A 26,167-nucleotide genomic window follows, 5' to 3' on the forward strand; every position below is an offset into this window, starting at 1 on the left:
TCAGGGGACCAGCACGATCTTTCCCCGCACCCGCCCGCCCTCGCTCGCCGCATGCGCCTCCGCCGCCGCCGTCAGGGGCAGTACCCGGTCCACCACCACCCGTACGGCCCCCGACGTCACCAGCTCGCCGAGCCGCTCGAGGTCGGCCCCCGACGGCGTGAACCCGAATTCCACGTACCGCAGCCCACGCGCCCGCGCCGCCTCCCGTACGGCGGTCCGGTCCGGGCCGGTTCCCCTTACGTCGATCAGCAGCCCGCCCGGTGCCAGCGTCTCCAGGGACCGAGGGCCGTAGTCGTCACCGATCGGATCGATCACCACGTCCACCGCGCGCGCGGCCTCGGTGAAGTCGACCGCCGTGTAGTCGATGACCTCATCCGCCCCCAGTTCCCGCAGGAAACCGTGCTTCTCGGCACGGGCCGTGCCCAGCACATACGCCCCGTGCGCCTTCGCGATCTGCACGGCGAGGTGCCCGATGCCGCCCGCCGCCGCATGCACCAGCACCCGCTGCCCGGCGCGGACCCCGGCGACCTTCACCAGCGGCTGCCAGGCCGTGAGGCCCGCGACCGGCAGCGCCGCCGCATGGACCGGATCGAGGCCTTCCGGGACGCCGGCCAGCGCCGCCTCGGACACGGCGACGTAGTCGGCGTACGCGCCGCCCGGCACCGAGGCGCAGCCGAACACCACCTCGCCCACCCGGAAGCGACCGGCCCCCGCCCCGGTCTCCACGACCTCGCCGCACAGGTCCAGGCCCAGCGTGAACGGCGGTTCCCCGGCCTTGCGGACCGTCCCGGAACGCAGCTTCCAGTCGGCCGGGTTGACGCCGGCGCCGAGCACCCGGACCAGGACCTGGCCGGGACCCGGCACCGGCCGCCCGGTCTCGACGAGTTCCAGGACCTCGGGCCCGCCGAACCGGCGCTGGCTGATGGCGGACATACGAGCGGACAGGCGAGCGGACATGACGAACCCCCGGAGGTAAGAGCGTGGCTTGGTATGCGGACCATCCTGGTCAGTGGCGGTACCTCTTGTGAAGATGGCACCTTGTTGGTACCTAGGTACCTCATGGATACCGCTCTTGGGAGCCCCGCCCCGCACACCGGCACCGACCGGGCCGGCCGGACCGTCATCTACCGCCGCGACTGCCCGTCCCGCACCGTTGTCGAAGTCCTCGCCAACAAATGGTCGTTGTACGTACTCGCCGCCCTCCGTGGCAGCGACCGCCCGCTGCGCTTCAGCGAACTGCGCCGCCTGCTGGAGGGCATCACGCAGAAGATGCTCACCCAGACCCTGCGCGCCCTCGAGCGCGACGGCCTGGTGCGTCGCACGGTCTATCCGACCGTGCCGCCCAGCGTGGAGTACGGGCTCACCGAGCTGGGGGTGCAGGCGGGCCGGCTGACGGCGGCGCTCGCCGAGTGGTCGGTGGTGCACGCCCGGGACATCCTGGCCGCCCGTACGGAGTTCGACGAGCGCCCGTCGCCCGGCCCGCTCACACCGTGAACCCCGGCCCCGCGACGCCGGGCCCGCCCTCCGGGCCGACCGGGCCGCGAGATCCCCGTCCCGGTCGGCGGAACGGCACACGGATGTCGCCGCGGGGAAACGGAACCGCAACGACCGGCTGTCACGCTCCGGCCATGACGGAGCCGATATCGCACCCTCCCGCCCCGCCGGCCGCCCCGATCGGCCGCGCACCGTGCGACGACGCCACCGCCCCCGAGGCCGGCGGGGACCACGACGCCCTGCCCCTGGGACCGGCCGGCCTCGCCACCGAGATCACCGCCCAGCTGAGCACCCAGCTCAGCCGGGTCCGGCTGCACGGCTTCCGGCGCTCACCACGCCCCGGGCCCGCCGCGGGCGACACCGCCCCCACCCTGGTCGCCGTCGCCCACGGCAGCCGCGACCCGCGCGCCCTCCCCACCATCCACGCCCTGCTCGACCGGGTCCGCGCGCTGCGCCCCGGGCTGCGCGTAAGGCTCGGCCATATCGAGCTGAACCGGCCGCTGCTCGCCGACACCCTCGAGGAACTGCGCGGCGCGGCCGTCCTCGTACCGCTGCTGTTCGGCCACGGCCACCACGTCACCCATGACCTGCCCGCCGCCCTGGAGGCCGCGCCCCACCTCGACGGCCGGGTCGCCGCGCCGCTGGGCCCGCACCCCCTCCTGGCGGAGGCGCTGCACGGCCGCCTCCTGGAGGCCGGCTTCCCCCAGGCGCCCACCCGCCACCGCACCGCCGTCGTCCTGGCCTCGGCCGGCTCCCGGGCGGCGCGCTCCGCGGCGGACACCGCCCGCATCGGCCGGCTCCTCTCGGCCCGGCTGGGCGGCATACCCGTACTCCCCGCCTACGCCAGCGCGGCGGCCCCCACCGTCCCCGAGGCCGTCCGTCTGCTCACCGCCCGCGGCCACGACCGGATAGCCGTCGCCGCCTGCTTCACCGCCCCCGGCCGCTTCGCCACCCAGTGCGCCGCCCACGCCCCCGGCATCGCCGCCGCGCCCCTCGGCGACCACCCCGCCCTGGCCCGTCTCGTACTCCACCGCTACGACCAGGCGCGGCACCGTACACCGTGGTGGACCGGGGCAGGAGCCGCTGCCAATTGCTGTCCGTCGCCGGAGCAGCGAGACCAGGCGTGCCACCGCGCGACCCTGGCGCGTGCCGGATCCGATCCCGACGGCACCAGGGCGGCTACCGTCGCTGTATGACGGGCACACCATCGACAACCGGCCAGGCCCCCAACACCCTGGGCTACACCGAGGCGGACGCCGAACGCTGGGTCGCCGAGCCCGACAAACGCCCCGGGCGCACGGCCTTCCAGCGCGACCGGGCCCGCGTCCTGCACTCCGCCGCGCTGCGCCGCCTGGCCGGCAAGACCCAGGTCGTCACCCCCGGCACCCTCACCCACGCCTGGGACGCCAGCCCCCGCACCCGGCTGACCCACTCCCTGGAATGCGCCCAGGTGGGCCGCGAACTGGGCGCCGCCCTCGGCTGCGACCCGGACCTGGTCGAGGCCGCCTGCCTGGCGCACGATCTCGGCCACCCGCCCTTCGGGCACAACGGCGAGCAGGCCCTCGACCAAGTGGCCGCGCCGTGCGGCGGCTTCGAGGGAAACGCCCAGTCGCTGCGCCTGCTGGCCCGCCTGGAGCCCAAGCGGTTCGTGCCCGCCCCGGACGGCACGACCGTCAGCGTCGGCCTCAACCTCACCCGCGCCGCCCTGGACGCCGCCACCAAATACCCCTGGCCGCGCGGCGCGCACCCCACCGACCCCGCCTCCAGGAAGTTCGGCGTCTACGCGGACGACCTGCCGGTCTTCGACTGGTTCCGGCAGGGCGCGCCCGCCGCGGCGCGCAGCTTCGAGGCGCAGGTCATGGACTGGTCCGACGATGTGGCGTACTCGGTGCACGACGTCGAGGACGGCCTGCACGCCGGCCATCTCGACCCCAACCTCCTGCTCGCCGACGCCGAACGCGCCGAGATCTTCGCGGTCGCCGGAGCGCGCTACGCGCCCGGTGCCGGCGCCGAGGAACTTGCCGCCGCCCTGGACCGCCTCCTGGAGCAGGAGTGGTGGCCGCACGGCTACGACGGCACGGCGCTCGCCCAGGCCCGCCTCAAGGACGCCACCAGCCAGCTCATCGGCCGCTTCTGCCTGGCCGCCGAGGGCGCCACCCGGGCCGCCTGGGGCACCGGACGGCTCACCCGTTACGGAGCGCAGCTGGTGGTTCCGGACGAAACACGGCTGGAATGCGCCGTTTTGAAAGCCGTCGCCGACCGGTACGTCATGCAGCGCCCCGACCAGGAAGCCCTCAGGGCCGACCAGCGCATCGTCATCGCCGAACTGGGCGAGGCGCTGCTCGCCCGCGCCCCCGACGGCCTTGATCCGCAGTTCCGTTCGCTGTTCGACGTCGCCGGGGACGACACCGCCCGGATGCGGGCCGTCGTCGACCAGATCGCGGCCCTCACCGACGCCTCGGCACGGTCTCTTCACGCCCGCCTCACACGACGCCCTGGTAACGCTTAGGGCAACCCAGGGTGATCCTGGGGAGGAAGACCCCCTTCCCCCATCACGCTCCGTGCGGGACGCTCGAACACGACTGTCTCGAACGGGGAACCCCGACCGCGCCCGAGTCATCCCACACGGGCAAGGAAGCGCAGACACAAAAGCGCACGCAAGGAAGCGGGGGACAGGGAGGAAACGGGGGCAGGTAATCGGGGGCAGCACCGGGGCGTTCACGGACGCGGACGCGGCCGTACGGCACCGCAACGAGGAGGAAGCAAGTGGTCGACGCACACCAGACGTTCGTCATCGTCGGGGGTGGCCTGGCCGGGGCGAAGGCAGCCGAGACGCTCCGCTCGGAGGGCTTCACCGGCCGGGTGATCCTCATCTGTGACGAGCGCGACCACCCCTACGAACGCCCCCCGCTCTCCAAGGGGTATCTGCTCGGCAAGGAGGAGCGCGACAGCGTCTTCGTCCACGAACCCGCCTGGTACGCCCAGGCGCACATCGAGCTGCACCTCGGCCAGCCCGCCGTCCATCTGGACGCCGCGGCCAAAACCGTACGCCTCGGCGACGGCACCCTGATCGTCTACGACAAGCTGCTGCTCGCCACCGGCGCCGAGCCCCGCCGCCTGCACATCCCCGGCACGGGCCTCGCCGGCGTGCACCATCTGCGCCGCCTCGCCCACGCCGAACTCCTGCGCGGCGTGCTGGCCTCGCTCGGCCGCGACAACGGCCACCTGGTCATCGCCGGTGCCGGCTGGATCGGCCTGGAGGTCGCCGCCGCCGCCCGCACCTACGGCGCCGAGGTGACCGTCGTCGAGTCCGCGCCGACGCCGCTGCACGGCGTCCTCGGCCCCGAAATCGGCGCCGTGTTCACCGACCTGCACCGCGAACACGGCGTTCGCTTCCACTTCGGCGCCCGCTTCACCGAGATCATCGGCCAGGACGGCATGGTGCTCGCCGTACGCACCGACGACGGCGAGGAACACCCCGCCCACGACGTGCTCGCCGCCATCGGCGCCGCCCCGCGCACCGCCCTCGCCGAACAGGCCGGCCTCGCCCTCGTCGACCGCGAGGACGGCGGCGGCATCGCGGTGGACGCCGCACTGCGCACCTCCGACCCGCACATCTACGCCGCCGGCGACGTCGCGGCCGCCCACCACCCCCTCCTCGCCGGCCGGATCCGCGTCGAACACTGGGCCAACGCCCTCAACGGCGGCCCCGCCGCCGCCCGCGCCATGCTCGGCCAGGACGTCAGCTACGACCGCATCCCGTACTTCTTCTCCGACCAGTACGACCTCGGCATGGAGTACTCCGGCTACGCACCGCCCGGCTCCTACGATCAGGTGGTGTGCCGGGGCGACGTCGGCAAGCGGGAGTTCATCGCCTTCTGGCTCGCCGGGGGCCGCCTCCTGGCCGGCATGAACGTCAACGTCTGGGACGTCAGCGACACCATCCAGCAACTGATCCGCGCCGGAGCGCCGTTGGACGCCGACGCGCTGGCCGATCCGGAGGTTCCGCTGGACTCGCTGCTCCCGTAGCGTGCCCGTATGACCGCGCGTACGCCCCCCGGTACCACCGGCACCGGTCCCGGCGCAGCCGTCCCGGCCGTCACCCTCGATGACGTCCGGGACGCCGCCGGCCGGCTGGCGGGCATCGCCCACCGCACGCCCGTCCTGCGCTCGCGGACCCTGGACGCGCTGGTCGGCGCCGAGGTCCACCTCAAGTGCGAGAACTTCCAGCGGATCGGCGCGTTCAAATTCCGCGGCGCCTACAACGCCCTCTCCCAGCTCTCCCCGGAGCAGCTGGCCCGCGGCGTCGTCGCCCACTCCTCCGGCAACCACGCCCAGGCGGTCGCGCTGGCCGCCCGCGAGCTGGGCAGCCACGCCGTCATCGTGATGCCCGAGGACGCACCGCGCTCCAAACGGGACGCCACCGCCGGATACGGCGCCGAGATCGTCACCTACGACCGCTACACCGGCGACCGCGCCGCCCTCAGCCGCCGGCTGGCCGACGAGCGCGGCCTGGCCCTGATCCCGCCGTACGACCATCCGCACGTCATCGCCGGACAGGGCACCGCCGCACTCGAGCTGATCGAGGAGACCGGCCCGCTGGACGCGCTGCTGGCACCGGTCGGCGGGGGCGGCCTGATGGCGGGCTCGGCCACCGCCGCCACGGCCCTCGTTCCCGGTATCCGCATGATCGGCGTCGAGCCGGAGGCGGGCGACGACACCCTGCGCTCCCTGGAGGCCGGCCACCCCGTCACCATCCCGGTCCCGCGCACCATCGCCGACGGCCAGGCCGTCGAGTCGCCCGGCGAGCTGACCTTCGCCATCAACCGGCGGCTCCTCGACCGCATCGTGCTCGTCACCGACGACGACATCCGCGCCGCCATGAAGCTGGCCTTCGAGCGGCTCAAGATCGTCACGGAGCCGAGCGGCGCCAGCGCGCTCGCCGCCCTCCTCGCCCGGCGCGTCGAGCTTCCGCCGGTGCCCGGACGGCCTGGGCGGCCGCCCCGCCCGCCCCGTATCGGCGTGATCATCTCGGGCGGCAACATCGGCCTGGACCGCTTCATCGAGCTGCTGTCGGGCTGATTCCGGGCCGATCTCGGGCCGCTGTCGGGCCGATGCGTCCCTGCCGGGACGGCCGCGCGGCGGGGAATGTCCGACCCCCACCGTAGAATTCACGCGTGGCAGGCAGGATCAACGATGACGATGTGAAGGCGGTACGGGACGCGGTCCCGATCGACGCCGTCGTATCCGAGTATCTCCAGCTCCGTAACGCCGGCGGCGGCAACCTCAAGGGCCTGTGCCCGTTCCACGACGAGAAGTCCCCCTCCTTCCACGTCAGTCCCGCCAAGGGGCTCTACCACTGCTTCGGCTGCCAGGAGGGCGGCGACACCGTCGACTTCATCATGAAGATCGACCACCTCTCCTTCGCCGAAACGATCGAGCGCCTCGCCTCCCAGGCCGGCATCACCCTGCGTTACGAAGAGGGCGGCTACACCCCCGGCCGCCAGCAGGGCGAACGCACCCGCCTGGTGGAGGCCCACAAAGCCGCCGCCCAGTTCTACGTCGATCAGCTCGACGGTCCAGAAGCCGAGATCGGCCGTAAATTCCTCGCCGAGCGCGGCTTCGACCAGGCCGCCGCCCAGCACTTCGGCGTCGGCTACAGCCCCGCCGGCTGGGACCACCTCACCCGCTTCCTGCGCGGCCGCGGCTTCAGCGACCAGGAGCTGATCCTCTCCGGCCTCTCCCAGGACGGCCGCCGCGGCCCCATCGACCGCTTCCGCGGCCGCCTGATGTGGCCCATCCGCGACATCGCCGGCGAGGTCGTCGGCTTCGGCGCCCGCAAGCTCCGCGACGACGACAACGGCCCCAAGTACCTCAACACCCCCGAGACCCCCCTCTACCGCAAGTCCCAGGTCCTCTACGGCATCGACCTCGCCAAGAAGGAGATCGCCAAGACCAACCGCGCGGTCGTGGTCGAGGGCTACACGGACGTCATGGCCTGCCATCTCGCCGGCATCACCACGGCCATCGCCACCTGCGGTACGTCCTTCGGCGAGGGCCACATCAAGATCCTTCGCCGCCTCCTGATGGACAACGCCGGCTCCGAGGTCGTCTTCACTTTCGACGGCGACGCCGCAGGCCAGAAGGCCGCCCTGCGCGCCTTCGAGGACGACCAGAAGTTCGCCGCCGAGACCTCCATCGCCATCACCCCCGGCGGCATGGACCCCTGCGATCTGCGCCTCGCCAAGGGCGACGCGGCCGTCGCCGACCTCGTCGAGTCCCGCACCCCCCTCTTCGAATTCGCCCTCCGCCACGTCGTCTCGCGCCACAACCTCGACACCACCGTCGGCCGCGCCGCCGCCCTCGACGAAGCCGCCCCCATCGTCGCCAACATCAAGAACAGCTCCATCCAGCACGAATCCGCCGTCCAGCTGGCCGGCATGCTCGGCATCCTGGACACCCAGTTCGTCGTCCGCAGGGTCGGCCAGCTGGCCCGCTGGGCCCGCGAACGCGGCCGCGACGGCCAGACCCCCTCCCGTACGCCCCGCCGCGCGCCGGCCGCCGAGGCCCCGCCGCAGCCGGCCGCCCCCCGCGGCCCGGCCCTCAACCTCCGCAGCCCCGCCCACCGCGTCGAACGCGAACTCCTCAAGCTCGCCCTCCAGCGCCCCGACCTGGTCTCCCCGGCCTTCGACGCCTACGGGCTCGACGAGTTCACCGCCCCGCCCTACGCCACGGTCCGGCAGTGCATCGAGGACGCCGGCGGCGCCACCGCGGCCGACAACGAATACCTCCCCCGCGTCATCGACGCCGCCCCGGACGACACCGTCCGCGCCATGGTCAGAGAGCTCGCCGTCGAACCGCTCCACACCCGCCGCGACCCCGACGAGGCCTACGCCGGCGTCCAGTTGGTCGCCGTCCGCCTCGCCGCCGTCAACCAGCGCGTCACGGAAATCCGCGGCACCCTCCAGCGCCTCGGCTCCCACGCCGACCCCGAACACCTCGCCGCCGTACAGAACGAACTCTGGGTCCTCCAGCAGTACGGCCAGTCCCTCCGCGAACGCGGCTACGGAGCCCTCTAGGCCTGCGCCGCCCCTCAGGCCCCCCGCAACACCCCCCGGTAGCCGTCCGGTCACGGACCGGACTCAAAAAGTGGACGCACGCCCCTCGTGGCGGGAGTGTGTCGTACTCCACACTGAGGAGCGGTGCCTCAGTCTTCGGAGCGCGGCGGGTCCGGTTGCCCTGATCCGGAATCCCCCGCGGAACCGCACTTGACGTACGGGGCGGACGGCGGCTCGGCCGCATCCGTACCCGGTCTTTCTGCCGCCTTCGCAGCGATCACCCTGGAGGTCGCCCCCGTGCAGACCCAGACCCTCGCCGACGCGCCGGCCACCGCGGAGGCGGCCACGGAGCCGCTCACCGTGCCGCAGCAGCCCGGGGCACCCGCCGCCGAGGAGCTCACCGAGGAGACCGCTCCGGAGCCTCCGGTGTCTCCCGAGCCGCCGGAGCCCTCGCCCCGCCCCGACACGGGTAGCCCCTCCTCCGACCTCTTCCGCCAGTACCTCCGCGAGATCGGCCGGATCCCGCTGCTCAGCGCCGCCGAGGAGGTCGAACTCGCCCGCCGCGTCGAGGCCGGCCTCTTCGCCGAGGAGAAGCTCACCGGCACCCCCGACCTGGACTCCCAACTCGCTTACGACCTGGACCGGTTGGTGGTCCTGGGCCGGATCGCCAAACGCCGTCTGATCGAGGCCAACCTCCGCCTCGTCGTCTCCGTCGCCAAACGCTACGTCGGCCGCGGCCTGACCATGCTCGATCTCGTCCAGGAGGGAAACCTCGGACTGATCCGCGCCGTCGAGAAATTCGACTACGCCCGCGGCTACAAGTTCTCCACCTACGCCACGTGGTGGATCCGCCAGGCGATGTCCCGCGCCCTCGCCGACCAGGCCCGCACCATCCGCGTCCCCGTCCACGTCGTCGAACTGATCAACCGCGTCATCCGCGTCCAGCGCCGGATGCTCCAGGAACGCGGCTACGAACCCACCCCCGAAGAGGTCGCCGCCCACCTCGACCTCACCGAGGAACGCGTCAGCGAGGTGCTGCGCCTGGCCCAGGAGCCGGTCTCCCTGCACGCCCCCGTCGGCGAGGAGGACGACGTCGCCCTCGGCGACCTCATCGAGGACGGCGACGCCGCCTCACCCGTCGAATCCGCGGCCTTCCTCCTGCTGCGCGAACACCTCGACGCCGTCCTGTCCACCCTCGGCGAACGCGAACGCAAGGTCGTCCAGCTCCGCTACGGCCTCGCCGACGGCCGCCCCCGCACCCTGGAGGAGATCGGCCGCATCTTCGGCGTCACCCGCGAACGGATACGGCAGATCGAATCCAAGACCCTCAACAAACTCCGCGACCACGCCTTCGCCGACCAGCTGCGGGGCTACCTCGACTGACCACGGCCCGCCCGGTGCCCCTACGGCTCACGCCTCCTGCCGGAACGCCCCCGGGTGGGCCTCGTCACGCACCGCCACGAACTGCTGCCGCACCGCCTGCCCGACCGCCAGCCCCTCACCCGGCTCGAACACCTGGCTGGCGGCCGCCGGCCACTGGGGCGGGTCCACCCACGGGGAGCCGCCGCCCGGCGCGTGCTCCGCACCGGCCGCCGGGCCGAGCGTGCCATGGGCCACGCCCCACGCCCAGGCCGCCTGCCGGGCCGCGCCCAGCGCCGCATACTCGGCCGGCTGCGGCACCACGACCTGCACCCCGAACAGCCCGGGCGCCGCCGCCTGCACCGCACCCAGCTCCGCCGCCGCGCCCAGCATGAACACCCGGCGCACCGCCATCCCCCGCCCCCGCAGTACATCCAGCGCATCCGCGAGCCCGCAGAGCATGCCCTCCACGGCCGCCCGCGCCAGATGCTCCGGTCGCATGCTCTCCCGCCGCATCCCGTGCAACGACCCGGCCGTATGCGGCAGATGCGGCGTCCGCTCACCCTCCAGATACGGCAGCATCACCATGCCGTACGCACCCGGCGACGACTTCAGCGCCAGATCGGACAGCCCCTCCAGATCCGTCCCGAGCATCTCCGCGGCGCCCCGCAGGACCCGCACCGCATTGGTCGTGTGCACCACGGGCAGATGCCGCCCGGTGGCGTCCGCGAACGACGTGATCGTGCCCGTCGAATCCGCCAGCGCCTCGTGATGAATCCCGAAGACGGACCCCGACGCACCCAGCGACACCACCGCATCGCCCTCGCCGACCCCCAGCCCGAACGCCGCCGCCATCGTCTCGCCCGTACCGGCCGAGATCAGCAGCCCCTCGGGCGTGAACCCGGCCGTCCCGGACGGTCCCAGCACCTCCGGCAGCCGCACCTGATGGCCCAGCGCCAGCTCGATCAGATCCGGCCGGTACGACCCGGTCGCCGCCGACCAGAATCCCGTCGCCGAAGCCCCGCCCCGGTCCGTCGTATGCCGCGCCGGCCGCCCCAGCAGCTGCCACGCGAGCCAGTCGTGCGGCTGCATGACCTCGACGATCCGCGCCGCGTTCTCCGGCTCGTTACGCGCCAGCCAGCGCAGCTTGCTCACCGGATGGGCCGCCTGCGGCACCGACCCCACGGCATGCGCCCACGCGCTCCGCCCGCCCAGCGCATCCACCAGGTCCGCGGCCGCGCTCTGCGCCCGTTTGTCGTTGCCCACCAGCGCGGGCCGTACGAGATTGCCCTCCGCGTCCAGCGGCACCAGCCCGTGCTGCTGCGCCGCGACACCGATCGCCTGCACGCCCTCCAGCAGCCCGTGGCCCGCGGCCTCGCCCAGCGACATCAGCCACGCCTGCGGATCGGTCTCGGGGCCCTTCTCGACAGGGTGCGGCGCGTACCCCTGCCTGATGACGGCACCCGTATCCGCATCGCAGACCACGATGCGTGTGCTTGCGGACGAGCTGTCCAATCCGGCGACTATCCCCATGCCCCGATTTTGCCCCATGGGACGGAAAAACGACTAAGGAGAGCGCCGTGGGGCGCCGGAGGCCGTGCCGGCCGCGGCCGGAGGCCGGGAAGATCGCCGCGGGGTCAGGTGTTGCTGGTGCCCCAGTCGTCCTCGTTGTTCGAGCGCTGCTCCCGCAGCGAGCGCACCCGGTCGGTGACGGACGCCGGCAACCGGTCGCTCACCTTGGCCGAAACCGTCCCGAAGGCCCGCGACGCGGCCTGGCGCCCGCCGAGCGCCGCGGATTCGGCGGTATTGCGTACGGCGGGGTTCTGCGCGATCCGCTGGGCGCCCTTGCGCAGCTGCTCGTACCGCTCCCGGCCGGCCCGCGTGCCGAACACATATCCGATGGCCAGTCCCGCGATGAACGTGAGCCGGTAGCGCATCGCTCCACCTTCCCTCTCGTCGGTCCGCGCGCCGTCGCCGAAGCCGCCGCGCTCCGATACCGCTCGATGGCGTCCGGTACCCCTACGCACCGGACCGCCGGGCCGTGCCGCCCGCCTACCCGCCGGGGCCGGAGATCATCCGGAGCCGTCGGCGGGGATACCGATTGGCGGAGCACCCCCCTGCTTGCGCTAATGTATGTGTCGCAGCGAGCGCGCGCCGTCCGGAAGGCCGGACGGGAGTGCATTCGAGGCACACAGAGCAATCCCCTGTAGCTCAATTGGCAGAGCAGCCGGCTGTTAACCGGCAGGTTACTGGTTCGAGTCCAGTCGGGGGAGCTCAATCCCCTGTAGCTCAATTGGCAGAGCATTCGGCTGTTAACCGGAGGGTTACTGGTTCGAGTCCAGTCGGGGGAGCAGGAAGAAAAAGGACCCCGCAAGGGGTCCTTTTTCTTGTTCCCATGGAACCGAACCACCCGTGATCGAAGTCCTCTTGGGCGTGCATGACCGCACGACGGCAGCCCGATGGCAGCCCACACGGGCAGCAGATCGTATGAGCGGCTATGCTGCGGCAGACGGCGCGCACATTTGTGCGCGGCGCGCCGTGGAGGGGCGGTAGCTCAGCCGGTTAGAGCAGCGGACTCATAATCCGTCGGCCGTGGGTTCGAGTCCCACCCGCCCCACCACAGCACAGCTGCGACGAAGCGTTTTACCTTCGGATACGCAGTGAACGGGGTCGCCGCTCCAGAGCGGCGGCCCCGTTCCTTTGTCTGGATCAAGATCCAGTGGACGCGCAGTGGACACACGACCGAATTCGCGGCTCGTATGGGCTACGAGGCCCGCTCGGATGCGTCTGTCCGCACTCCGCCCCCGTATCGCGCCGCTGCCCCTCGGTGAGGGGACGTCACTCCCTGTCCCGCGAACCGCGGTTACCGGCCAAGGGGCCTGGTCGCAGGCCTGATCAGGACGTCGGCCCCTTCTTTCGTCTTCTCTCGTCTTCTTTCGTCACCGTTCGGCAACAGGCATGAACCACCTCGACGGGTGCCCCGTACAGCCCGGTGTGCGCGGCTCAGCGACCGCGGCGATACGTAACGAGGGAAGGAAACGAGATGGCCGGCGGCAACATCAAGATCAGCCCGGACGAGATGCGGGAGGCGTCGACCTGGCTGCAGAACCAGAAGGAACTGATGCAGCAGAGCCTCCACGAGGCCAACACCAAGATGGACGAGATGGTCGAGGCGGCCTACGCCACCCCGGGCTCCGAGAGCAAGTTCCGTCCGTTCTGGGAGGAGTACAAGAACGGCACCGAGAAGGCGATCGAGGGTCTGCAGGGCGTCAGCGAGTTCATCAAGCAGGTCGCCGACGCGTTCGTCGACACCGACGACCAGACGGCCGGCTCCATCGGCTGACGTGCCCTCGTGTCCGGTCCCGCCCTTCTGCGGCGGGACCGGGCGGCGGCGGCCGGAGAGGAGGAACCGATGACCCGCATCAGCGTCCCCCTCGAGGACCTGAACGAGACGGTCAAGTCACTCGAGGACATCGGGGAGCGGATCAACAACACCGCGCGGCTCAGCGACGTCGGATCGAAGGGCGACGTAGGCGATACGACGCTCGCCGAATCCCTCGCCTACTTCGACTACGTGTGGGGGAAGGGCCACGAGAAGGTGCAGGAAAACGTGAAGGTCTTCTCCGAGAACACGAAGAAGATCTCCGACGCCTTCACCCAGACGGACGACGACACCGTCAAGACGCTTGACGACTCCAAGAAGACCTGACGAGAGCCTGCCGGAAGAAAGGGACACGCGTCATGACGCAGCCGGTCACGGACCGGACTCCGGGGGCACCCGCGCACTACAAGCTGCGCTACCCCGGCTCCTGGTGGTACCTGGACCTCGACCCGAGCACCCGGGACGCGAACATCCGCCGCCGTATCGAGCACCAGGCGAAGGGAGTTCCGCAGCTCTCCCGCGAGCGGCTCGACGGCCTGATCCGCGACACCCGCCGGATCGCGCGCGAGGCCTACGCCAGGGGGGCGCTCCAGGCGTCCGGGATGGCCAGGTTCCCCGGCGGGGACACGATGCTCAGCGCCACCTCCGTCGTGCTGCGGATGCCCGTGCCGGAGGACCAGTCGGCGGATCTGGCCGAGGTGCTGTTCGGGGCGGGCATGCAGGCCGGGGGTCCGCAGAGCAGCGGGTACCCGCCGCGCGAGGTGGAGCTGCTGGAGCTTCCGGAAGTCGGACCGGTCGGGCGGATCACCTCGATCGAGGACATCGACCACAAGGGCACGCCGGTGCGCACGGCGCTGATGCACACCCTGTTCCCGATACCGAACCGCCGGGAATACCTGCTGGTCTCCAGCTCCACGCCCAATGTGGAGCTCAGGGACCAGTTCTTCGAGGTGTTCGACGCCATCGCGGGGACGCTGCGCTTCGTGGAAGTCAAGAGCAAGGGCACGACCGTGCCGGCCGCACAGAGCCCGCAGGGCACGGACGAAAACGGAAAGTGAGGGCGCGGCGATGGCGCGGCCAGCGGTGTCCGACTGGGAGACGGTCTTCGGGTTCTCGGACGACCCGACGCCGGGTGATGCGGAGATGCTCGCGAAGCTCGCGGGCCAGTACCGGTCCGTCGCTGACGACGCGGAGCAGGCGCTCCCCGTCGTCAGCGGCCTGAAGAACAGCCAGCTCGGCGAGGGCAAGGCCATGGACAAACTCCGGGACAAGCTCGGGGACCTGGCCCATCAGGTGGAGAAGCTGCACAGTTCGTACGACAAGGCGGCCCGCGCCCTGGACACGTACGCCGACCAGCTGGGGGACCATCAGCGCAAGGCCGACAACGCCCTGGTCGACGGACGGGACGCCAAGGAGCGGCTGCAGCGGGCCACCGATGCCGCCGCCGCGGCGGGGTCCGTGATCAGCGGCCTGGACGCGGCGGACCCGCCCCCGCCGGACGACGAGGCGGCCCGGCGCAGTGCGCGGCAGGCCATGGAGAACGCCCGGCACGACCAGTCCGCTGCGCAGGGGGACGTGGACAGCGCCCAGCGGGACCTCGACGCCGCCCGCATGCTCGCCGAGGACGCGCAGGAGCTGCGAGAGACGGACGCCTCGACGGCGGCCCGCGCCCTGGACGACGCGTCGAGCGAGGCGGTCCCGGGCAAGAACCTGTGGGAGAAGATCAGGGACGTCTTCAAGAAGGTGTTCGGCTTCATCAGCGCGGCCCTGGGCATCATCGCCATGCTCATCCCCGGCTTGCAGGGCCTCGGGCTCATCCTGACGATCGCCAGTCTGGTCACGGCCGCCATCCCGTTCATCGCGAATATCGTCGACAGTATTCAGTCAGGCGAGTGGGACGTCCTCGACATGGTCCTCAGCGGTCTGGGGCTGGTGCTCGGCGGCGTCGGTCTGATCAAGATCGCCAATCTGGGCGGTATCGCGAACACCCTCAAGACCGTCGGGAACGACCTCAAGACGATCAAGATCAACATCAAGACCATAGGTCCCGCCGTCAAGGGGTTCACCGGGTTCAAGGATCCGGCGGGCTTCGTCGGAAACGTCCTGTCGAAGATCCCCAACGGGAAGATGAAGATTCCGGACGTGCTCAAGCAGCTGCCGGGCCTCGACAACATCTGGACGAAGTCGGCGGGGTGGATCGACCAGAGCTCGAACCTCATCGGAGTGGCCGGGCTCGGCTGGGCGATCAACGGGGCCGTCCCCGACGGGACGAAGGGGACGACCGTTCGCGACCCCGGCTACGTGGAGGGAACGAGCTGATCCGGGCCGCGTCCCGCAATGGATGAGGGCTCCCGCCCCGGCCGTCGCCGGGGCGGGAGCCCTCTGCCGTGGGACCTCGCGGGACCCGTGGGACCTCAGTTCCCGGCCGGCAAGATCACCGTCTCCGGGACCTGCACGGTGCGCAGCACGCCGTCACCCAGGTGCAGGATCGCCCGCCCCGGGCGGGTCGCGCCCAGGCGGCTGCGGGGCACCTTGACGCCGATCAGCTCGCCGTCACTCATGTTCTGCGGCTTCAGCAGCAGACCGCACCGGTTGCGGCGGGCCTCGGTGTGCCAGCCGGAGAAGCCGGAGGAGAGCCGGTCGGTCTGCCCGGCGATCACCAGGCCCCGGCCGTTCTCGGCGCCGGACTTGGCGATCGGCGTGAGGACGGACTCGGCCTTCGACTTCAGCAGCAGGTCGGCGTCGTCCAGGATCACCACGGCCCCCTGCGGCGCGGACGCCAGCGCCTCCTCCAGCGCCGTGGGCTCGATGTCGGACTCGGTGAACACCGCGAGGACGCCGGGACGTCCGGCGAGGTCGCGCAGCGGCGACCTGGCGGGCGCGCCGATGACGACGGGCGTCCCGGCCGACAGCAGCGACAGTGCCAGCGTCGCCAGGGCGGTGCTGCGTCCCGAGCGGGCCGGGCCCGCGACGAGGAAGGTCGGCGTGACGGAGAAGTCCGGCCCGAACGCGCTGAGTTCGTCGCCGCCGACACCGGACAGCGCCCAGCGCGCGGACGGCAGCGGCTGCGGCACGTACTGGGCGGCCTCCTCCCAGGTGAGCCGGTCCGGCAGGGTGTCGACGCGGAACGGCCGGGTGGCGGCGGGCAGATGGGCCGCCCGCTGGCGGCAGTACTCGGCGATCTGCTGGAGCGCCGCGGCCTGCGCCTGGCCTTCCGGGTTGTCCGTGAGGAGCGCGATCTGCACCTCCGCCTTGTCGGCGGCACGGAACGCGCGGCCCGGCGGGATCTCGTCGGGCACGTTGCGCTGGGTGATGCCGATCATCCCGTACTCGGACTTCTCGTTCAGCTTCAGTACGAGCTTGTCCTCGGTGGAGCCGTTGACCCGGCTGGAGAACAGCGCCCGGTCACCGGTCATCACCAGGTGGATGCCGACGCTCGCGCCGTCCCGGAGCAGGGTCAGTACGGAGCTCAGCAGATTCCCGGAGTCGTACTCGCCGAGCTGCTTGTCGAAGACCTCCCACCGGTCGATGAACAGCACGATGTGCGGCGGCCGTTCGGCCTCCGGCAGGGCGCGGCGCAGTTCCGGCAGGTCGGCGCTGCCACGGGCGGCGAGCATCTCCTGGCGCCGGGTCAGCTCTCCGTTCAGCCGGGCGAGCAGCCGGGCCACCCGGTCGGGCTGGGTGCGCTGGGTGATGGCACCGCAGTGCGGCAGCCCCTCGATCGGCAGCAGCGCGCCGTTGCCGCAGTCGATGCCGTACATGTGCAGCTGGTCCGGCGCATGGGCGAAGGCCAGGGTGCCGGCGATGGTGCGCAGCGTCTGCGACCTGCCCTGCCGGGGCGAGCCGATGATGTGCAGGTGCCCGAGCGTCGCCGGGTCGATCACCAGGGGCAGCCGGGCCTGCTGCGCGGGCAGGTCCACCACGCCGTACGCGACGGGCGGCAGGTCGTAGTCCGAGGGCGGCGGCGCCGGCAGTTCGCCGGTCACCAGGACCTCGGGCAGCGGCGGGAGCCAGGGGCTGTGCTGCGCGGGGATGCCCATCTCCCGGTCCGCCTCGCGGATCGCCGTGACGAGCCCGGTGAGGTCGGTCTCCACCTCGGCGGGTACGGCCGCGGCGCGGGGCCGCGCCGGGAGCGGCTCGCCGAGCCGTTCCCAGCCGACCGGCACCGCCCAGGGTGCCGGCAGCGAGGTCGCCGCGGCACCGGGCCGGCGGCCGCCGACCCGTCCGGACTGGAACGGCACGAGGGAGTTCTGCCCCAGGCGCACGTAGGCGCGGCCGGGGGTGCTCTGCGAGATCCCGGCGGCCTCCGGGGAGTTGAGCACGTCCTGGCTCTCGCCGGCGTCCGTCACCCGCAGCGCGATGCGCAGGTTGGTGTTGGCGCGGATCTCCGAGGAGACGACGCCGCTGGGGCGCTGGGTCGCCAGGATCAGGTGGATGCCGAGGCTGCGGCCCCGCTGGGCGATGTTGACCAGACCCTTCACGAAGTCCGGCAGGTCGCGCACCATCGAGGCGAACTCGTCGATGACGATGAGCAGCCGGGGCATCGGCTCGCGGCCCGCCGGGTTGCGCTCCAGCAGATCGATGTAGTCCTCGATGTCCTTGGCGCCGGCCGCGGCGAGGATGTGCTCGCGCCGCGTGAGTTCCGCCGTCAGCGACACCAGGGCCCGCTCGACGAGGTGGGCGTCGAGGTCGGTGACCATGCCGACGGTGTGCGGCAGGTCCACGCAGTCCTTGAACGCCGAGCCGCCCTTGTAGTCGACCAGGACGAACGTCATCGCGTCCGGACGGTTCGCCACCGCGAGCGAGGCGACCAGCGTCTGGAGGAGTTCGGACTTGCCGGAGCCGGTGGTGCCGGCGACCAGCCCGTGCGGGCCGTCGCGCCGCAGGTCCAGGGAGAACGGGCCGTCCAGGGACATGCCGACGGCCGCCCGGGTGGAGCGGCCGCCGGCCTGCCAGCGCGCCTTGATGCCGGCGGCCTGCGGCGGGTCGAGGGCGAGGACGTCGAGCAGCCGCGCGGAGCCGGGCAGCACCGCGGCCTCCTCGTCGGCCCCGCCCGGGTCCCGCAGCGGGCCCATCGCGCGGGCCAGTGAACGGCACCACTCCAGGGACACCGCGTCGGGCCGGATGCCCCCGACTGTGCCTCGCCCGGACCGTCCCACCCGTACGGTGCCGCCGGGCTCCTCGGCGACGACGGCGTGGCACTCCTCGGGCAGCAGCCGCTCCTCGGCGTCCAGGCAGACCGCGCGGACGCCCACGGCCGGTCCGTCCCGCAGGATCTGCGCCACGCCGGGCAGCGAACGCAGCCTGCGGGCTCCGTCGAGGACGACGAGCACGTCGGGCCCGGCGGGCCGGTTCCGCCGGTCCTCCCGTCCGGCGCGCTCCACGATCAGCGCGGTGAGTTCGGCGACCCGCCGGGCGCAGGTCTCGGTGCCGTAGCCGATGCTGGCCGGGGTGTCGCCGGACTTCTTGCGCACATGCGGCAGCCAGCGCAGCCAGGACCAGCCGTCGCGGCCCTGTTCGCCGGTCGTCAGCAGATGGATCTGGAGGTCGCGGGGGCTGTGCAGGACGGCGGCCTGGGCGACCGCCCAGCGCGCCACGGCCCGCGCGGCCGGGCCCTCGCCGGCGATGCCCAGGACGTGGTGCTCCCGCAGCGGAACGGTCACCGGGACGTCGTACGCGGTCCGCGGGTCCTCGCGCCGGTGCTCGTCCTTCGTCGGGTCCTGGAGGACCACGTCGGAGGGCATGTCGGCCGTTCCGATGCGCAGTTCGAGGAAGTCGGCGTCGGAGGTACGGCGCTCCCACAGGCGGCGCCGGGGGCCGACGGCGGTCAGGACGACCTCGGCCGGGTCGGGGAAACCGCGGCGCCGGGCGGTGCGTTCGGCGACCAGGGCCGCCGTCGCGTCGCCCTCGATGCGCGCCTTCTTCTCCTCGTAGGCGGCGACACTGCCGGAGTGGGACTGGCGCCCGGTGCGCCGGCTCATGAAGTAGTTGCCGACGATCGCGACCGGGGACAGCAGCCCGAACAGCAGCATCGACATGCGGCCGAAGATCAGTGCCCCGGCCCCCGCCATCACCAGCGGGGCCAGCGCGGTGATCCACGGAAGCGGCCGGGCGGCGGGCGGGGCGGGCGGAGACGGCAGGGTGAAGCGGGTGGCGTTCTCGGCGGGCCGCAGCCGCGGCGGCCGGTTGTAGTCCCAGCCGGTGCCGTCCTCCGACGGCTGCACCGCCGCGTCCGGCTTCTGCGGGACGGCGAGTTCGAGCAGGCAGTCTCCGATGAGGAGCTGTGCGCCGGCCGGCCAGGCGGTCGCCTCGGCGAGGTCCTCGCGGTCCAGTTGCAGGGTGCCGGCGCCCGGCGCGGCGGCGTCCGGCGCGATACGGCAGCGTCCTTGGGGACCCACGGCCAGGACGGCGAACGGACGGTCCGGTACGGCGCGCAGTACCTGGGCGGTCCCGTCGTGGGCCAGCCCGATCCGGTACTCGCCCATGTCGAGCCGGTGCACGGCGCCCGCGCCGGCCCCGCCGACCGCACGGACCTCCACCAGCCCGTCCGGTTCGGCCGACGCGGTGCCCGCCGGGCGGCCCAGGCCCACGATGGCCGCATGGTGGAGCGGCGCGTCCCGCAGCCGCATATCGGCGGGCAGCAGCCGGTCGCCGGCGTACAGGCCGAGGCCCTCCGGGGGCCGGTGGACCCCACCCGCCCGGGCCAGCGCCTCCGCGACAGCGCTCACGGGCGTGTCGGGGTCGGCGTCGAGGTGGACGTCGAATGCGTCACCGCCCCCCTCGACCACGGTCAACATCAACGACACGAAACGTCCTCCAGCAGGCGTGAATGGGGGCCTCGGCAGCCGCACTCGGCGGCTCCCGTGCCACTGCTGGGGCGTACGGCTCCCCGCCGCGGATGGTTCACCCCGCGCACCGGTGAACCATTCGGGGACGGGCGCCGTAGTGGCCATCAGGTGCACGGCGCGGCGGCTGTGCCGCCCCGCTTTCGACCGTCCCGGCCTGCCGCCGGGGCGTCCCGACAAGGAGTCAGAAGATGATCTGGTACGTCCTGGCCGCGGCGCTGGGGCTGGCGCTGATCGGGGCGGTGGCCGCGCTGATCGTCACCGAGCGGCGGGCCCGCCCGCCGAAGCCCGTCGCCGCCTCGGCCGCCGTCATGGGCCGGGAGGCGCTGGACGTGGTCAACGCGGGCCTGCGCCGGCTGACGGGCGAATGCCTGCGCTCCGGCCGGTCGTTGCCCGACCTGTACGCCGTCGTCTACTCCGAGGAGCGGCTAGGACTGCTGCTGGCCGGGGCCGAGGAGGCCGCCCCGGCGCCCTGGACCGCGGAGGCGGACGGCGAGCGCTGGACGCTCTCGCCCGACGCGCTGCACCGCCCCGGCCCGGAGGGCGAACCGGCCCTGCCGTACGCGCTGACGGTGACGGTGGGACTGGCCGGCCCCGACCGGGTGCTGGTCGATCTCTCCCGGGCGGCCGGGCCCGTCTCGGTGACGGGTCCGGACGAGGAGGTGCGCAGCCTGGTGCGGGCCGTCGTCACCGAGGCGCTCGCCGGCCCGGTGGGGGCGCTCGCCGAGGTCACCCTGGTGGGATCCCTGACCGACGGCCGGCTCCTCTCCGGCGACGAGGCGCGGACCTCGCGGCTGCACCACGCGGCCAGCCTGGACGAGGCGTTCGCCAGGGCGGCGTCGGCGGGCACGGGAGCGCCGGAGCCCGGATCGGCCGACGTCACCCAGATCTTCCGGCTGATCGAGGGCAGCAGCCGGATCGCCGTCCAGGGTGAGGCGCCGCATCTGTTCGTTGTGGACGCCTCACAGCTCCCGCGACGGGAGGGGGCACTGGACGGTCTGCGGCGCGGGGACGCGCTGCTGGTGCTCGGTGAGGCACCCACGGGGTGGCGCTGGCGTGCCGGTGCGGGCGGATCGCTCGACACCGGGCCGCTCGGCCTGGAGATCACCCGGCACGCGGGACGTCTGGCATAAGTGTCATCCGGCCTCGCGGTCCAGGCCGCCCGCGTACAGCCCGCGGCTGTGCAGTGCCTCGCGCAGGGCGCGGGCGGCGTAGTACGTCCGGGACTTGACGGTGCCCGGCGGCACGCCGAGGACCTTGGCCGTCTGGTTGACGCTGCGTCCCAGGTAGTGCACGTGCATCAGGACCTCGCGCTGAGCCGGCCGCAGGTCCCGCAACGCCTCGGTGAGCACCTGGGAGGTGAGGACGTGTTCCACGCCGTCGGACACCGGCAGGTGGGCGAGTTCGGGGTCACCGGTCTCCGGGGGTCTGGCCTGGCGGGCCCGGTGGCCGTCGATGACGAGATTGCGCAGCACGGTGAACAGCCAGGGCCGCACCGAATCCGCGGTCGGGTCGAGTTCCCCGGCGTGCCGCCAGGCGCGTATCGCGACTTCCTGGAGGACGTCCTCGGCGCGGTGCCAGTCGCCCTCCAGCCGCCGCGCGGCGAACTGCAGCAACGCGCTGCCGTGGAAGTGGTAGAGCGCTCTGAGGAACTCGTCGGGGCGGGGCTCCGCGGTGCGGGGGCCGGATATGAGGTCTTCGGTCGAAGCGCTGGCCGACAAGGGCCTTTCCTTTTTATGTCGTGTGCGGGCAAAGCGGGCCGGGTCGGCTGCGGGTGAACCGGCCGGCGCCGCCGCGGCCGCCGTGCGCCCGTGCGGCGCCCGTCGGCCTGCGGCGGCGGTGAACTCGCCCCGTTGGTGCCGGTCAGCCCGGTTCGTGGGAGGAAAGCGAGCCCACCTCACGGGGCGTCAGCTCCCGGTCGTAGACGTGGACATCGGCGATGCCGCCGTTCCAGTGGTCGGCCGCCTTCCCGTCGAACTTGGCGCGTCCGATCACCACGACGCCGGTGGGTTTCACGTCGCTGGCGGCCACCCTGGTCCCCGCGAGCCGGCCGTCCACGTAGATCCGCATCCGGTGGTCCTTCTGGCTGTACGTGCCGGTCAGGTGGTACCAGCGGCCGGGCTGCGGCTGCTCGGGCGTCTCCGCGACGGTACGGGCGCCGGTGAAACTGAAGGCGAAGTTCCCGTCCGGGCCGGCGTACTGGAGGAAGAACGAGCTGTTCGGGTCGCCGTCCTCGGACAGGGCGGTGTGGAAGCCTTCCCTGTCCTCGGAGGCGAGGCGCACCCGGGCGGCGACCGAGTAGTCCTTGTCCGTGGTGTCCAGCCGGGTGCCGGTGTCAGCGAATCCGCTGGTGCCGTCCAGGTGCAGGGCGCCGCCCTCGGGGCCGTCGGTCCACTGCGTGCCGCCGCTGATCACGGCGTCGTGTTCGCCGGCCTTCGCGGTGCCGGACTGGTGCAGCGGCCACCATCCGAGGCCCTGCAGCGGCTCGGCGCCGTCACTCGGGCTCGACGCGGCCGGTTTTGCGCCGGCCTGCTCCTTTTCGGAGTCCTGGCCGCGCACCAATTGGACGACGACGAAGGCCAGCGCGACGGTCAATACGGCGATCGCACTGATGAGCGACCATCTGCGCGTCATGAATCCCCCCAGGTGGTACGGCATAAACGTGTCACTGATGGCTTACGCGTCCGATCCGGAAGTGGTTCAGTGCTCATGTACTTTCGCCCTGCCCGCTCATGCCTCGCCCCCGACCGGCCCGGCATCTGACCCACCTGAATCGGTCAGGAACCGGCGAACCATACGCGCGGTCCGGGCACTTCGCGATACTCAGTTGGCGATGCCGACCGGGTGGACCTGGATCTTGTCGTCGTACGGGCCGGCCAGCTTCAGCGCCTCCGCGGGCCACTTCAGGGAGACGCTGTGGGTCTCGTTCGGCGGCGTCACGATGATGTGGGTCGGGGAGGCGATGCTGTCGCCGCTGAAGTCGACCTTGTACGAGATGCTGAAGGTGGCGGTGTCACCGGGCTTCAGGTCGGTGATGCGGGGCACCTCACGGCCGCGGTGGACGGGGGCGGAGGTGCCGTCGATGTCCTTGAGGTCGACGCCCGCGAAACCCGCCGCCGAGCAGGTGCTCGCGCCCTTGTTCGTCATCCGAACGGTGACGTCGCCCGTCTTCTGGTCGGGCGAGCTGTTGGCGGCCGCCATGGTCAGGTCGTTCGTGCGGCAGAACGCGGTCTTTCCCGAACCCTTCGCCGCGCCGTTCCCGGAGCCGGCGCGGGAGGGGGTGGCGTTGCCGGAGCCCGGCTTCTGCTTGCCTGCCTGGGCATCGGTGCCCTGCGTTCCGGCGGAGGTGCCCGCGCCGCCGGATTCGGGGGCGGCCGCGCTCGTGTCCGTCTTGTCCGCGGGCTTCGCGTCGGTGGCGTCCGCGCCGGTGCAGGCGGTGAGGGTGAGGCCGGCGGCCGCGGTCAGGGCCGCGGCGGCAATGCGCAGGGTGCGGCGGCGGGCGGTGCTGGAGCTCATGGCGGGTCCCCCGGAGTGGTCGGTGTCGTGGTTTCCTCGGTACGTCACCCATCTTGATCCAGTTCACTATCGACGGGCTGCCGCTCCGCTAACGCCCGGCTAATACGCGTGTGAGCGGGGCGGCGGCGGGGTGCCGCGATAGGGAGAAAGGCGCCCGGGTCCGCCGAATTCGGCATTCGAGGGGGTGTGGATATTCGCAGGATCGGCTCCTTGGTGGGGAATGCCGGTTATCGGAAGTGCCGGTTATGGGGAATGCCGGAAAATTACCGTCCTGGGGCATGTCGCCTTTTCGTTCGGCGGTGAATGGCGAGAGTGGAATACCGTCGCGGCGGGGAGGTGTGGCCGGCGGTCCGGGTGCGCGAAGCCGAAGGGGTGAGGAGGTGTGGGGAGTGTAGGGGCGAGCAGGGGCAGGGGTGTTGGTGAATCTCGCGATGCGGCAATGAACTTCTACTTCGCGGAATAAAGTGGATCTTCTCGGGACCGGGATCGCCGGACACGGAGAGATGGGGAGACATTGGACGCCTTGGAGACCGTGCTGCTGGAATCGGTCGACGCCTCGACGAAGCGGTTCGTGGAAACGGTCGGCGGGCTCGCGGCGGGGCAGGTCGCCGGGGAGACGCTGATCCCGCCGTGGACGCGAGGCCATGTCATCACGCATGTGGCGCGGGCCGCCGACAGTCTCTGCCGCCTGCTGGAGGGCGCGCGGACGGGGACGGAAATCCCGCAGTACGCGAGCATGGCCGCGCGCGAGGAAGAGATCGAGGCCGGGGCGGGGCGCCCGGTCGCCGCGCTGGCCGATGACGTCATCGAGAGTGCGGCCCGCTTCGACTCGGCGGTGCGGGCGCTTCCCCAGGAGGCCTGGTGGCGCCGCGTACGGCTGCGCACCGGGGAGCTGCGTACGCCCGGGAGCCTGGTGGCGACGCGGGTACGGGAGCTGGAGGTCCATCACGCGGACCTGGCGGCCGGATATGCCTTCGGGGACGTACCGGAGGCCGCGGCCCGGTTCGTCATCGACGACGTCATCGGCGCGCTGGAGAAGCGGGACGGGGTGCCGGGGATGCGGATCGAGGCGACGGATGTGGATCTGGTCCGGGACATCGGTGCCGGCGGCGGGCCCCTCATCCGGGGTCCGCTCGGGGATCTGCTGGCCTGGATCACGGGGCGGGGGCAGGCGGCGGTGGGGCTGTCCGTCTCCGGGGCCCAGGGTGTGCCGGATGCGCCGTACTGGATCTGAGGCCCGGGGCCGTGCCGGCGGCCGGCAGGTCGCGTGGGGTTTGCCACCCCGGTCGGATGTCTAGGACGGCGTTCGGTGGGCAGGGGAGCGGGACGGTCCGGTGGTCAGATGCGGAATACGGGATGGATTGTGGCCGTTACCGCAGCTGGACACGGACCGGACATCGACCCCAGACCGGAAGCAGGGAAGCACGTATGAGCACGGTAGAGCTCACCAAGGAAAACTTCGACGAGATCGTCTCCGGCAACGACTTCGTCCTGATCGACTTCTGGGCCGAGTGGTGCGGCCCGTGCAAGCAGTTCGGCCCGGTCTTCGAGCGGTCGTCCGAGAAGCACGACGACCTGGTCTTCGCCAAGGTCGACACCGAGGCCCAGCCCGAGCTGGCGCAGGCCTTCCAGATCCAGTCCATCCCGACCGTGATGATCGTCCGCGACAACATCGCGGTGTTCGCCCAGCCCGGCGCGCTGCCGGAAGCCGACCTGGAGAACGTCATCGGCCAGGCCCGCGGTCTGGACATGGACGAGGTTCGCGCCTCGGTCGCCGAGGCCCAGCAGGCCGAGGCGCAGAACGAGCAGGGACAGCAGGCGTAGCGCACATGAGCGAACTGCTGCTGATCCGGCACGGCGAGACCGAGTGGAGCAGGAACGGCCGGCACACCGGCCGGACCGATCTGCCGCTCACCGCCGGCGGCGAGGAGCAGGCCCGCGCGCTGCGGCCGCTGCTCGCCGGCCGCAAGATCGGGCGGGTCTACGCCAGCCCGATGGAGCGCGCCCTGCGCACGGCCGAGCTCGCGGGCCTCGCGCAGCCGCAGATAGACCCTGACCTGCGGGAATGGGACTACGGCGGCTATGAGGGCATCTCGACGGCCGAGATTCACCGCAGCAGGCCCGACTGGTATCTGTTCCGCGACGGCGTCGCCCCCGGCCCCGCCGAGCACCCAGGGGAGACGCCCGAGCAGGTCGGAGCGCGCGCCGACCGGGTGCTCGCGCGGATCGCGCCGTATCTCGAAGGGGATGAGGGAGATGTGGCCCTGGTGGCCCACGCCCACTTCCTGCGCGTGCTGACCGCCCGCCGGCTCGGCCTGCCGGCCGCCGCGGGCGGGCTGTTCACGTTCGAGACCGGGGCGGTCGGCGTCCTGGGCACCGAGCACGACCGGCCCGCGGTGGTCGCCTGGAACGCCCGGAGTCTGTGACCCGGGCCCGGATCCGGACCCCGCCGGGCCGCCGTTACGCGGCCAGGGAAATCGTGGACCTCGGGGTCCCGAGGGGGCCGGGAGGGG

22 protein-coding genes and 3 tRNA genes are annotated in these 26,167 nt (G+C 72.3%); 18 read left to right on the top strand and 7 right to left on the bottom strand.

The genetic code is table 11. The annotated features are described in order from the left end of the window. The gene (locus ACIRPT_RS08655) at positions 1-933 is read right to left on the bottom strand and encodes an NADP-dependent oxidoreductase (RefSeq protein ID WP_403824206.1); all 933 of its coding nucleotides are present in this window, start codon (positions 931-933) and stop codon (positions 1-3) included. A gap of 126 nt (positions 934-1,059) precedes the next feature. Between ACIRPT_RS08655 and ACIRPT_RS08660 the strand changes: the two genes are divergently transcribed. The 7 genes from ACIRPT_RS08660 to ACIRPT_RS08690 all read left to right on the top strand — a co-directional run bounded on the left by ACIRPT_RS08660 (position 1,060) and on the right by ACIRPT_RS08690 (position 9,935). After that, a complete protein-coding gene (locus ACIRPT_RS08660; protein ID WP_403824209.1) occupies positions 1,060-1,494 on the top strand; it encodes a winged helix-turn-helix transcriptional regulator in 435 nt (144 codons plus the stop codon). Positions 1,495-1,628: 134 nt separating this feature from the next. Further along, a complete protein-coding gene (locus tag ACIRPT_RS08665) occupies positions 1,629-2,690 on the top strand; it encodes a sirohydrochlorin chelatase (protein ID WP_403824211.1) in 1,062 nt (353 codons plus the stop codon). Continuing rightward, entirely contained in the window at positions 2,687-4,003 is a 1,317-nt protein-coding gene (locus ACIRPT_RS08670) for a deoxyguanosinetriphosphate triphosphohydrolase (protein ID WP_403824214.1), read from the top strand. The genes ACIRPT_RS08665 and ACIRPT_RS08670 overlap by 4 nt, the downstream gene beginning before the upstream one ends. A 257-nt stretch (positions 4,004-4,260) precedes the next feature. After that, on the top strand, positions 4,261-5,523 hold the full coding sequence (locus ACIRPT_RS08675) for an NAD(P)/FAD-dependent oxidoreductase (RefSeq protein ID WP_403824217.1): 1,263 nt from the start codon (positions 4,261-4,263) through the stop codon (positions 5,521-5,523). Between the two features lie 9 nt (positions 5,524-5,532). Then, complete coding sequence (locus tag ACIRPT_RS08680) at positions 5,533-6,576, top strand: pyridoxal-phosphate dependent enzyme (protein WP_403824220.1); 1,044 nt, start codon at positions 5,533-5,535, stop codon at positions 6,574-6,576. A gap of 95 nt (positions 6,577-6,671) precedes the next feature. Continuing rightward, complete coding sequence (gene dnaG, locus ACIRPT_RS08685; protein ID WP_403824222.1) at positions 6,672-8,573, top strand: DNA primase; 1,902 nt, start codon at positions 6,672-6,674, stop codon at positions 8,571-8,573. A 123-nt stretch (positions 8,574-8,696) separates the two neighbouring features. Further along, entirely contained in the window at positions 8,697-9,935 is a 1,239-nt protein-coding gene (locus ACIRPT_RS08690) for an RNA polymerase sigma factor (protein ID WP_403824225.1), read from the top strand. Between the two features lie 27 nt (positions 9,936-9,962). Here the strand turns inward: ACIRPT_RS08690 and ACIRPT_RS08695 are convergent, their stop codons facing one another. Beyond that, positions 9,963-11,444 (bottom strand): FGGY family carbohydrate kinase, encoded by a 1,482-nt coding sequence (locus ACIRPT_RS08695; RefSeq protein ID WP_403824228.1) that lies wholly within the window; start codon positions 11,442-11,444, stop codon positions 9,963-9,965. Positions 11,445-11,548: 104 nt separating this feature from the next. Beyond that, entirely contained in the window at positions 11,549-11,848 is a 300-nt protein-coding gene (locus ACIRPT_RS08700; protein ID WP_403824231.1) for a YtxH domain-containing protein, read from the bottom strand. A 263-nt stretch (positions 11,849-12,111) separates the two neighbouring features. On the opposite strand from ACIRPT_RS08700, the gene ACIRPT_RS08705 reads away from it, so the two are divergent. The 7 genes from ACIRPT_RS08705 (at position 12,112) to ACIRPT_RS08735 (ending at position 15,612) form a co-directional block, all read left to right on the top strand. Further along, positions 12,112-12,184 (top strand) — tRNA-Asn (locus ACIRPT_RS08705). 5 nt (positions 12,185-12,189) lie between these two features. Beyond that, positions 12,190-12,262 (top strand) — tRNA-Asn (locus ACIRPT_RS08710). A gap of 192 nt (positions 12,263-12,454) precedes the next feature. Further along, positions 12,455-12,531, top strand: a tRNA-Ile gene (locus ACIRPT_RS08715). A 423-nt stretch (positions 12,532-12,954) separates the two neighbouring features. Then, positions 12,955-13,254, top strand: a complete 300-nt coding sequence (locus ACIRPT_RS08720) for a WXG100 family type VII secretion target (RefSeq protein WP_403512105.1) — start codon at positions 12,955-12,957, stop codon at positions 13,252-13,254. A 69-nt stretch (positions 13,255-13,323) separates the two neighbouring features. Then, the gene (locus tag ACIRPT_RS08725) at positions 13,324-13,620 is read left to right on the top strand and encodes a hypothetical protein (protein ID WP_403512103.1); all 297 of its coding nucleotides are present in this window, start codon (positions 13,324-13,326) and stop codon (positions 13,618-13,620) included. Positions 13,621-13,652: 32 nt separating this feature from the next. Further along, positions 13,653-14,351 (top strand): hypothetical protein, encoded by a 699-nt coding sequence (locus ACIRPT_RS08730; RefSeq protein ID WP_403512100.1) that lies wholly within the window; start codon positions 13,653-13,655, stop codon positions 14,349-14,351. A 10-nt stretch (positions 14,352-14,361) separates the two neighbouring features. Continuing rightward, positions 14,362-15,612, top strand: a complete 1,251-nt coding sequence (locus tag ACIRPT_RS08735) for a hypothetical protein (protein ID WP_403824235.1) — start codon at positions 14,362-14,364, stop codon at positions 15,610-15,612. A gap of 95 nt (positions 15,613-15,707) precedes the next feature. Here the strand turns inward: ACIRPT_RS08735 and ACIRPT_RS08740 are convergent, their stop codons facing one another. Then, a complete protein-coding gene (locus ACIRPT_RS08740) occupies positions 15,708-20,090 on the bottom strand; it encodes an FtsK/SpoIIIE domain-containing protein (RefSeq protein ID WP_403824640.1) in 4,383 nt (1,460 codons plus the stop codon). A 239-nt stretch (positions 20,091-20,329) separates the two neighbouring features. Here ACIRPT_RS08740 and ACIRPT_RS08745 point away from each other — a divergent pair, with 239 nt between their 5' ends. Continuing rightward, positions 20,330-21,271: a hypothetical protein gene (locus tag ACIRPT_RS08745; protein WP_403824237.1), complete on the top strand. Its 942-nt coding sequence runs from the start codon at positions 20,330-20,332 to the stop codon at positions 21,269-21,271. Positions 21,272-21,274: 3 nt separating this feature from the next. On the opposite strand, the gene ACIRPT_RS08750 is transcribed toward ACIRPT_RS08745, so the two are convergent. From ACIRPT_RS08750 to ACIRPT_RS08760, 3 genes are all read right to left on the bottom strand, one after another. Next, positions 21,275-21,859: a sigma-70 family RNA polymerase sigma factor gene (locus ACIRPT_RS08750; RefSeq protein ID WP_403512091.1), complete on the bottom strand. Its 585-nt coding sequence runs from the start codon at positions 21,857-21,859 to the stop codon at positions 21,275-21,277. Positions 21,860-22,001: 142 nt separating this feature from the next. After that, positions 22,002-22,772 carry a LamG domain-containing protein gene (locus tag ACIRPT_RS08755; RefSeq protein ID WP_403824240.1) on the bottom strand — a complete coding sequence of 257 codons (771 nt, stop codon included), beginning with the start codon at positions 22,770-22,772 and terminating at the stop codon, positions 22,002-22,004. A gap of 189 nt (positions 22,773-22,961) precedes the next feature. Next, positions 22,962-23,654: a DUF4232 domain-containing protein gene (locus ACIRPT_RS08760; RefSeq protein ID WP_403824243.1), complete on the bottom strand. Its 693-nt coding sequence runs from the start codon at positions 23,652-23,654 to the stop codon at positions 22,962-22,964. Between the two features lie 532 nt (positions 23,655-24,186). Here ACIRPT_RS08760 and ACIRPT_RS08765 point away from each other — a divergent pair. The 3 genes from ACIRPT_RS08765 (at position 24,187) to ACIRPT_RS08775 (ending at position 26,080) form a co-directional block, all read left to right on the top strand. Beyond that, entirely contained in the window at positions 24,187-24,888 is a 702-nt protein-coding gene (locus ACIRPT_RS08765) for a maleylpyruvate isomerase family mycothiol-dependent enzyme (RefSeq protein ID WP_403824642.1), read from the top strand. Between the two features lie 194 nt (positions 24,889-25,082). Then, positions 25,083-25,478 carry a thioredoxin gene (gene trxA, locus ACIRPT_RS08770; RefSeq protein WP_403512080.1) on the top strand — a complete coding sequence of 132 codons (396 nt, stop codon included), beginning with the start codon at positions 25,083-25,085 and terminating at the stop codon, positions 25,476-25,478. Positions 25,479-25,483: 5 nt separating this feature from the next. Next, positions 25,484-26,080: a histidine phosphatase family protein gene (locus ACIRPT_RS08775; RefSeq protein WP_403824245.1), complete on the top strand. Its 597-nt coding sequence runs from the start codon at positions 25,484-25,486 to the stop codon at positions 26,078-26,080. Positions 26,081-26,167: the final 87 nt, after the last annotated feature.

Origin of the sequence: Streptomyces sp. NPDC101227 (genome assembly GCF_044767545.1) — a bacterium.
Taxonomy (GTDB): domain Bacteria; phylum Actinomycetota; class Actinomycetes; order Streptomycetales; family Streptomycetaceae; genus Streptomyces.

Bases quoted from the DNA above. Each gene is read 5' to 3' on its own strand.
- ACIRPT_RS08775 (WP_403824245.1), top strand. From the start codon at position 25,484: ATGAGCGAACTGCTGCTGATCCGGCACGGCGAGACCGAGTGGAGCAGG.
- ACIRPT_RS08745 (WP_403824237.1), top strand. From the start codon at position 20,330: ATGATCTGGTACGTCCTGGCCGCGGCGCTGGGGCTGGCGCTGATCGGG.
- ACIRPT_RS08725 (WP_403512103.1), top strand. From the start codon at position 13,324: ATGACCCGCATCAGCGTCCCCCTCGAGGACCTGAACGAGACGGTCAAG.
- ACIRPT_RS08670 (WP_403824214.1), top strand. From the start codon at position 2,687: ATGACGGGCACACCATCGACAACCGGCCAGGCCCCCAACACCCTGGGC.
- ACIRPT_RS08665 (WP_403824211.1), top strand. From the start codon at position 1,629: ATGACGGAGCCGATATCGCACCCTCCCGCCCCGCCGGCCGCCCCGATC.
- ACIRPT_RS08740 (WP_403824640.1), bottom strand. From the start codon at position 20,090: ATGTTGACCGTGGTCGAGGGGGGCGGTGACGCATTCGACGTCCACCTC.
- ACIRPT_RS08660 (WP_403824209.1), top strand. From the start codon at position 1,060: ATGGATACCGCTCTTGGGAGCCCCGCCCCGCACACCGGCACCGACCGG.
- ACIRPT_RS08735 (WP_403824235.1), top strand. From the start codon at position 14,362: ATGGCGCGGCCAGCGGTGTCCGACTGGGAGACGGTCTTCGGGTTCTCG.
- ACIRPT_RS08755 (WP_403824240.1), bottom strand. From the start codon at position 22,772: ATGACGCGCAGATGGTCGCTCATCAGTGCGATCGCCGTATTGACCGTC.
- ACIRPT_RS08720 (WP_403512105.1), top strand. From the start codon at position 12,955: ATGGCCGGCGGCAACATCAAGATCAGCCCGGACGAGATGCGGGAGGCG.
- ACIRPT_RS08700 (WP_403824231.1), bottom strand. From the start codon at position 11,848: ATGCGCTACCGGCTCACGTTCATCGCGGGACTGGCCATCGGATATGTG.
- ACIRPT_RS08760 (WP_403824243.1), bottom strand. From the start codon at position 23,654: ATGAGCTCCAGCACCGCCCGCCGCCGCACCCTGCGCATTGCCGCCGCG.
- ACIRPT_RS08655 (WP_403824206.1), bottom strand. From the start codon at position 933: ATGTCCGCCATCAGCCAGCGCCGGTTCGGCGGGCCCGAGGTCCTGGAA.
- ACIRPT_RS08695 (WP_403824228.1), bottom strand. From the start codon at position 11,444: ATGGGGATAGTCGCCGGATTGGACAGCTCGTCCGCAAGCACACGCATC.
- trxA (WP_403512080.1), top strand. From the start codon at position 25,083: ATGAGCACGGTAGAGCTCACCAAGGAAAACTTCGACGAGATCGTCTCC.
- ACIRPT_RS08730 (WP_403512100.1), top strand. From the start codon at position 13,653: ATGACGCAGCCGGTCACGGACCGGACTCCGGGGGCACCCGCGCACTAC.
- ACIRPT_RS08680 (WP_403824220.1), top strand. From the start codon at position 5,533: ATGACCGCGCGTACGCCCCCCGGTACCACCGGCACCGGTCCCGGCGCA.